Genomic DNA, 553 nt, shown 5'->3' with positions numbered 1-553 from the left:
ATTACGCTAAGTTTATTGTCGAGCTATCGAAAGATCGCACAGTGAGTGTCAAAGAAGATCCTTATATAATGGAAGAGTTCGGCACTGCAATGGGTTATTCAGAAGCGATGTTAGAATTTGCTGGGAAAGAAGCTGCGGATGCTAAATATAAACTAGTCTGCGATCCAATCAAACAAAGCTATGGCTTTTGATCGCGGGGTTTCAACGCTACGTCAAAAACTTGATGCAAAGGCTCCACATGGAGCCTTTAAAGTGTACTGACTCAGTCAGGCATTCCGAATAGTAAAACTTATTTATGAGCCTTCGCGATTTTCATTCCATGTATCCAGAACAAATTTTAATTGAACCAGGCAACAACTCGTTCTTTCAAGCTCGCATTCTTTCTCCAAATCCAATACAAGCCTTCCTCTAGCTCTTCAACGCTCATACGACTTGGCTGATAAACCGGATGGCTACCATCGTACTTGGACCAATCTTTAGTAAGAAGTCGTCCTTCTCGCTCTAGCTGACTAAAAGACTCCGAACCGGGAAACGGAATCATGTAGTGCGGGAT

2 pseudogenes are annotated in these 553 nt (G+C 42.7%); one reads left to right on the top strand and one right to left on the bottom strand.

Going from position 1 to position 553, the window contains the following annotated elements:
* A pseudogene (locus tag AB4496_RS20830) lies at positions 1 to 191 on the top strand (hypothetical protein); the annotation flags it as partial.
* A 146-nt stretch (positions 192 to 337) separates the two neighbouring features.
* Here AB4496_RS20830 and AB4496_RS20825 read toward each other — a convergent pair.
* Positions 338 to 553, bottom strand: a pseudogene (locus AB4496_RS20825) (radical SAM protein); the annotation flags it as partial.

This window comes from Vibrio sp. 10N.222.46.A1, from assembly GCF_041473595.1.
GTDB classification, from domain to species: domain Bacteria; phylum Pseudomonadota; class Gammaproteobacteria; order Enterobacterales; family Vibrionaceae; genus Vibrio; species Vibrio tasmaniensis_A.
The sequence above is the reverse complement of the archived record's forward strand: the minus strand, read 5'-3'. Positions and strand labels throughout refer to the sequence as shown.